Raw genomic sequence first — 7,155 nt, forward strand, 5'->3', positions numbered from 1 at the left:
AGAACCTTGCCGCAAGATTGAACGGCGTCGAGGAATTTGCAGGTTGCACCATCTAAAAAGAAAAGCCATGAAACGTGACACAATCATCATCGAGGACAAGGCAGTCAGCAAGCAGTGGCATGTCCTCGGCTCGGATTGCACACGAGAGTCTTTGTTCCTGCACCCGATTCGCAGAGGCGGTTCCGGATGTTCCCGGATTTTGCTTTCCGTCATCACGACGTTCCGTATAGACAAGGAATATCACCTTATCTATATCTGGGGCTTCCAGTGAAGACCGGGTGAAGAATTGTTTGACAAGGTCGGTTCTTTCCAACAGGAGGATGCCGATTGCACCCAACGCCTTGCGGTGGATGTTCTTGTCTGCAGCGTTGTCATTTTCGGCATAATGATGACCGTCGAGGAACTGCAAGGCAAACACCCGCAGCGTCATTACGCCTGTGGCTACATAGTCCTGATACTCTCTGTGCGCTTCCAGCAACAGTTGGCGCAGGTGGTTCAGTCCTGCATCACCATTTACGGGCCGGGTAGAAAACTTCCCTGTAAAAAAAAGGAATAAGTTTTCGGATGAATGGATTTATCTCCATACTTCGGATGTTGTTAATGAATAATTTATATGAAAATAGCGCAATGCTCCCTGTAAAAGGAAGTCATCACGCCATAGATATTCTCAAAAAGCACACTTATGTACAAATAACTATATCACTATAATCTAATGAGAGATATTTGATAATTTCTCAAATGTTACAGGTATGCACTATGTTTGAGGGCTATATCAATATTTATAAAATCCATTTACACTTTAGGTCTTAACTCCTACCGCCTCCCAATGCATGATAAAGTTTGATAATGCTCTGTATGCGCTCAAAAGAGGTTTGCAGTTGCAATTGTTCTGCTTCAAGAAGTGACTGTTGGGCAGTTAATATCTCCAAATAGGTGGTACCGGAATGGCTCATCAGCAGTTCCGTCTTGCGCACCGCTTCACGCAAGGTCTCAACCTGCCGAGTGTTTATTTCATATTGCGACTTAGCCGTTTGCCATGCGGTTAAGGCATCGTTCACCTCTTTCCCCGCGTTCAGCAATGATTGTTGGAATAATAATTTGGCTTCTTCCTGTTTGGTTTGGGCAATCTTCAAGTTGGCGATATTCGCGCCCCGGTTAAACAATGGCTGCGTCAGGGAACCGATGGCATTGAGTAGCCATTGCCCGGGATTGGTAATCGCCCCACCTCCATTGTTAGTCCAACCCAATGTGCCCGAAAGGGTGATATTGGGGTAGAAGGCTGTGCGGGCTACGTGGGTGGCGTAAAACGCCTGAGCCACTTCCATTTCGGCCTGACGCACATCGGGGCGGTTGGAAAGCAACTGCATGGGAACTCCGACAGATATGGTATCAGGGAAAGAGGCTTTGGTCAAGTCGCTCCGCTCAATCGCGTGTGACGGCATGGCAAGTATGGCAGACAAGGCGTTCTCCGTTTCGGCGATACTCTTGCATATAGCCAGTTGCGATGATTCGAGTTGCATCACGTTTGCCTTTGCCTGCAACACACCGGCTTCATTTGCCTTGCCCACCTTTTTCAACGCCTCGAGCGTGCGCACGGTAGCCCGCCAGTTTTCCAAAGTCCGGTTGTTTATCGCTATCTGCGCGTCAAGATGAGCAAGTGTGTAATAGCTGTCTGCTATCGTGGCGACAAGCTGTGTCTGCACGGCCTGCTGATAGTCACGGCTTCCTTGCAGTGCGGCAACCGCGCCACGCTTCGCAGCCGTAAGCTTGCCGAATATGTCAAGCTCCCAACTTGCACTCGCTCCGACATTGTATGTCTTTGCGGTAGCCCCGTCGTAGCGGCTGATGCCACCTTCGGCATTGATTCCCAAAGACGGAAGATAGGACAGTTTGGCCGTCATCAAAGCCGCCTCTGCCGCTTCAACGCGCAAACGCGCCACGTTGAGGTCGGTGTTCCGTTCAAGCCCGATCTCAATCAAAGACTGGAGTTCCCGATCTGTAAACATCTCCCGCCATGAAATGGATGCGAGGGTTGTTGTATCAACATTTTCCGGGATGTCCCCGTACAGACCCTCTGTCGGGAGGTCAGCCCGATGATACCGGCTGTATGTGCCGCAGCCGGTAAGCATCAGAGTTGATAATATAGATAGGATTATCTTATTCATTTTATTTACGTTTAACCTGTTCTTGAATATATTGGAATGTGATGAACAGCGACGGCACGAGGAACAGCAACGCCAATGTGCCCACTATCATGCCGCCTATTACGCCTGTGGCGAGCGAGCGGCTGCCGTTGGCACCCACGCCATGAGCCATCATCAGCGGAATAAGGCCGAACACCATCGACAAGACGGTCATCAGGATGGGACGCAGACGAACCTTTGCCGCGCTGTATGCCGCCTGTGACAGAGTCATGCCTTCCGACCGCCGCTTGCCGGCATATTCGGTCAGCAGGATGGCGGTCTTGGCAAGCAGTCCGATAATCATAATCAGTCCGGTCTGCATATAGATGTTGTTCTCCAGCCCGAACAGCCACGCGAACAGGAAGCTGCCCATCAGTCCGCAAGGCACGGACAGTAGCACGGCAAAGGGGATGAACACGCTTTCGTAGAGGGCGCAAAGTATCAGGTATATCAGCACCATGCAGAGGATGAATATCAATGCGGCATTGTTGGTGGTCTTGCTCTCCTCGCGCGACAAGCCTCCGAACTCATAGCTGCAAGTGGCGGGAAGCACCTCACGTGCCGTCTCGCCAATCGCCTTGATGACCTGGCCGGAACTGTAGCCCGATACCGGAGAACCGTTGATGGCGATGGCGTTGAAAAGGTTGAAGCGCGTAAGGTCGGAAGGTCCGTTGGTCTTGGTCAGGCGCACAAACTGGCTCAACGGTGCCATGCTGCCATCGGAAGTACGCACGTACATCCGGTTAAGCGACTCCGTATTTATGCGGTACTCCGCCGGTGCCTGCATGGTGACGTGATAGAGTTTGGAGAAACGGTTGAAGTCCGACACATACGACCCGGTATAATACCCGGAGAGCGTGGACAGCACATCGGCGGGAGATATGCCCGACTGCTCGCATTTCGCCGCATCGATGTCCACCCAATACTGGGGATAGTCAGCGGCAAAAGACGAATAGACCTCTCCGATTTCGGGACGGCGGGACAATGCCTCCACGAATCGGTCCGCCTCCTTCTTGAATGCAGTGACATCGCCACCGGTCTTGTCCTGCAAGTAAAGCTCGAAACCGTTGCCCATGCCGTAGCCGGCAATCATCGGCGGCGACATGGCAAACACCGTGGCATCGGGAACATCAGCGGTGGCGGCATAAATCTTGCCTATCACGTCGTCCACCGATTGCCCTTCGTCCTTGCGCCGGTCCCAATCTGTAAGTGTCATGAAATACATGGCCTGTGAAGGGCCGGAACCGCTGAATGAGAATCCTCCAACCGCTCCGCTGTACTCAATCTCAGGGATGCTGTCAAGACGGCTGTTGATACGCGCCATCACCTTGTTGGTCTGCGCCATGGAGGAACCGGGCTTTGTGTTCATACTTACCATCACCGTGCCGGTGTCTTCCTGCGGAATAAGTCCTGTCTTCGTGATATTGACCAGCAAGACCAGCAACCCGAACGAGGCGGCAATCGTTCCCCACAACAGCCACCGGCGATGGATGATATACAGTACACCACGTACATAGCGGCGGCTCAAACGGTCGAAAACGGCATTGAAAGCCTTGCGGAAGCGTGCCGCAAAATTGTTCTTCATGTTTCCGTGCTCGTCAATATAAGGTTTCAGGAACAAAGCGCATAACGCAGGTGAAAGGGTAAAGGCATTAATAGCCGATATGCCCACGGCAACCGCCATCGTGATACCGAACTGGGCATAGAATGCCCCGGAAGTACCGCCCATCATTGCCACAGGGATAAACACCGCCATAAAGATAATGGTAGAGGTAAGAATGGCGGACGAAACGCCCTTCATGGCATCATCGGCGGCAAGCACCGGCGACTGATAGCCCTCGTCGAACTTCGCCTGCACCGCCTCTACCACAACAATGGCATCGTCCACCACCGTACCGATGGCAAGCACAAGGGCGAAAAGCGTAAGCAGGTTGATGGAAAAGCCTATCAGCGACATCACGGCAAACGTGCCGATGATGGAGACGAAGATGGAAACCGTGGGAATGAGCGTGGACTTGATGTCCTGCAAGAACACATACACCACCACGATAACCAGAAGTATCGCCTCGATAAGCGTCCGTATGACAGAATTGATGGAGGCATACAGGAACTTGTTGGTATCGGTAAGCACCACGAACTCCGCCCCTTCCGGCAGGTCGCGTTCAATTTCATCGAGCACCTCGTGAATCTCATTGATGGTGCTCAAAGCGTTGGAACCCGCTTTCTGGTTGATGAGCATCATGGCAGCCGGATGTCCGTTCACCTCGGTGGAATAGTTGTAGAATTCATCGCCCAACTCCACGTCGGCGACATCTTTCAGCCGAAGCACGTCACCACCGGGCAGGGACTTGATGACCAGTTCGCCGAACTCTTCCGCCGTGGAGAGGCGGCCGCGATACTTCATCGTGTATTCATTTGCCGTGGGGTGATTGGCTCCGAATGAACCGGTTGCCGCCTCTATATTCTGTTTCGCCAACACGGAGGAGATGTCATCGGGAATCAGTCCGTACTGCGCCATCTTGTCAGGACGAAGCCAAAGGCGCATACTGTAGTTGGAACCGAACAGTTGTGCCTTTCCCACACCGCCGATACGTTTCAATCGCGGCTCTACGTTAATTTTCACGTAATTGTTGAGAAAGGTCTGGTCGAAACGGTTGTCGGGGCTGTAGAGGGCGAATGTCAGCAACTCGGCATTCTGCTGCTTCCCGGTGGTGACGCCGGTCTTGGTCGCTTCCGCCGGAAGCTGGCTCAACACGCCGTTCACGCGGTTTTGCACATTGACCGCCGCCATGTCGGCATTGGCACCCTGCTTGAAATAGATGTCGATGGAAGCATCGCCCGTATTGGATGCCGTGGAGGTCATGTAGGTCATGTCCTCCACGCCGTTGATGGCCTCTTCCAAAGGGACTATCACGGCTTTCTGCACTGTCTCTGCATTGGCACCGGGATAGGTGGCGAACACGTTGATAGTCGGAGGCGCAATGTCGGGATATTGCTCCACGGGGAGGGTTTTCATGGCGATAACTCCCATCAGGACAATCACCACGGAGATAACGCCCGAAAACACCGGGCGGTCTATGAAGAAGCGCAGGTTCATGGGGCTACGGTTTTAGGTGTGACGTTCATTCCTTCCTTTACCTGCCCCACGCCTTCGGCTATGATGGTGTCGCCGATGGACAATCCTTGCTTTACAACGAAGTGGTTGCCGTCGTTCAGGCGGTCCACGGTCAAGTAGGCAGCTTCGGCCTTTCCGTTTTTAAGGCGGTAAGCGATAATCTTGTCCTGTAGCTCCACGGTGGCGGTCATGGGAATCAGAATGGCATCCTCATTCAGTCCTTGCAGGATGACGTTGCCGATGGTCCCGCTCAGCAGATGCCTGTTGATGTTGGGAAACAGGGCCTTTATCTGTACGGCACCGGTCGTGGGATTGACTGTTCCGCTGATTGTCTCTATTTTCCCTTGTTTCCCATAGACGGAACCATTGTTAAGTTGGAGGCTAATCGGAGGCATTTCGCTTATGATTCTGTCAATAGAACCGTATCGGATCTCGAACTGCCTAAGTTTGTTTTCCGAAATGGAGAAATAGGCATACATCTCCGAATTGTCCGACACCACTGTAAATGGTTGTTCGATGGTCGGACCGACGAGTGCGCCGATGCGGTAAGGGAGAGTGCCTATAACCCCGTTGCTCGGGCTCTTGATTTCGGTGTATGACAGTTCGTTTCGGGCATTTGCTTCCTGAGCTTTTGCTTGTTCCAGCTCTGCCTGTGCCACTACTAATTGATTTTGGGCAACTGACAGTTCGTAATCGGATATGACCTTTTCGTCGAACAGCGACTGTTTGCCGTTCAGTTCAATACGCGCTGTTTCCACTTTTGCCTGTGCCGCACTGACATTGGCGATTGCGATGCGCAGCGCAGCCTGATAGGGCGCTTGGTCTATGACAGCCAGCACTTGCCCTGTTTTTACTTGCTCTCCCTCTTTCACGCATAGGCGGATGATGCGACCCGATACTTGAGGTATGATGTCCACATCCTGTAGCCCACGAATCGAAGCGGAATAGGTTTCTTCAAATTCAATTGGTTGGGAAGAAACCACCATGACGGGCAGTGCCTGTCCTGTTTCCTCTCCTTGCTGTTCCTGTTTGCAGGCTGCCAATGAAGCAGCCAGCAGGATCGTTGCCGTGATACCGGCAATCCATGTTCGTCTATTCATCATTAGTCCTTATTGTTTTTTTTCATTCATTTCGTGCATGTCCGTCACGACTCGGCATAATCCAAGTGAATTTGGCTTCTGCTCTCGCTGTTCCGTCCATTCTTTATTCAATATCGCATAGATGCAGGTGTCCTCATACCGTGGTGTCCCGTCAGGATAACATACAAACGATATGAACTCTTTCATACATCTCTCATACCTCATTCCGAGGCGTTTGCACAACCTTTTCGACCGCAAGTTATCGTCTTCGACAAATCCGTAAACACGCCGTGCACCGGCATCACAAAAGAGGTAGTCCAAAAATTCTGTTGCCGCTTCGTAGGCCAGTCCTTTGCCCTCAAAGCGTTGGTTGAAGTGCCAGCCCACACTAAATGTATCAGTATATTCACGCAAGGCGAAAACATCACCAATGATGAAATCGTCTTCCTTCAGACATACGGCATAGCGTAACATATCCTTTGGAGTATTGGATATATAAGCCAGCGCAGATTCCTCTGAATACAGACGATCGTCAGCAAAGCAATTAACACGTGGATGGGAGAGGTATTCCAATAAGCCCACGGCATCCTTCTCCTGAAAGTTTCTGATTATAAGATTCTTTGTTTTAATAATCATATAGCAATTTTAGGGTGCAAAATTAACGTGTATTTCCAGATAATAGATGTCGTAGAAGCCCGGACAGTAATTCCTCTACGTTTCTCTATATCCATAGAGTCCGTTATGGTGTCACCATTATCCACACGGCCGCACTTTTCCG

Annotated in this window: 5 protein-coding genes; all 5 read right to left on the reverse strand. The window is 51.5% G+C overall.

Features of this window, described 5'->3' with window-relative positions:
• Positions 1-52 precede the first annotated feature (52 nt).
• A complete protein-coding gene (locus tag DXA15_RS24025) occupies positions 53-478 on the reverse strand; it encodes a hypothetical protein (protein WP_122203732.1) in 426 nt (141 codons plus the stop codon).
• Between the two features lie 328 nt (positions 479-806).
• Positions 807-2,165, reverse strand: coding sequence for an efflux transporter outer membrane subunit (locus tag DXA15_RS24030; RefSeq protein ID WP_122114896.1), 1,359 nt, complete (start codon positions 2,163-2,165; stop codon positions 807-809).
• A gap of 1 nt (position 2,166) precedes the next feature.
• Positions 2,167-5,280: an efflux RND transporter permease subunit gene (locus DXA15_RS24035; RefSeq protein ID WP_122114895.1), complete on the reverse strand. Its 3,114-nt coding sequence runs from the start codon at positions 5,278-5,280 to the stop codon at positions 2,167-2,169.
• A complete protein-coding gene (locus DXA15_RS24040) occupies positions 5,277-6,401 on the reverse strand; it encodes an efflux RND transporter periplasmic adaptor subunit (RefSeq protein WP_122114894.1) in 1,125 nt (374 codons plus the stop codon). Before DXA15_RS24040 ends, DXA15_RS24035 begins: the two co-directional genes overlap by 4 nt.
• 6 nt (positions 6,402-6,407) lie before the next feature.
• The gene (locus DXA15_RS24045; protein WP_087395694.1) at positions 6,408-7,013 is read right to left on the reverse strand and encodes a GNAT family N-acetyltransferase; all 606 of its coding nucleotides are present in this window, start codon (positions 7,011-7,013) and stop codon (positions 6,408-6,410) included.
• Between the last annotated feature and the right edge of the window lie 142 nt (positions 7,014-7,155).

The organism is Parabacteroides sp. AM58-2XD (genome assembly GCF_003463685.1).
GTDB lineage: Bacteria > Bacteroidota > Bacteroidia > Bacteroidales > Tannerellaceae > Parabacteroides > Parabacteroides segnis.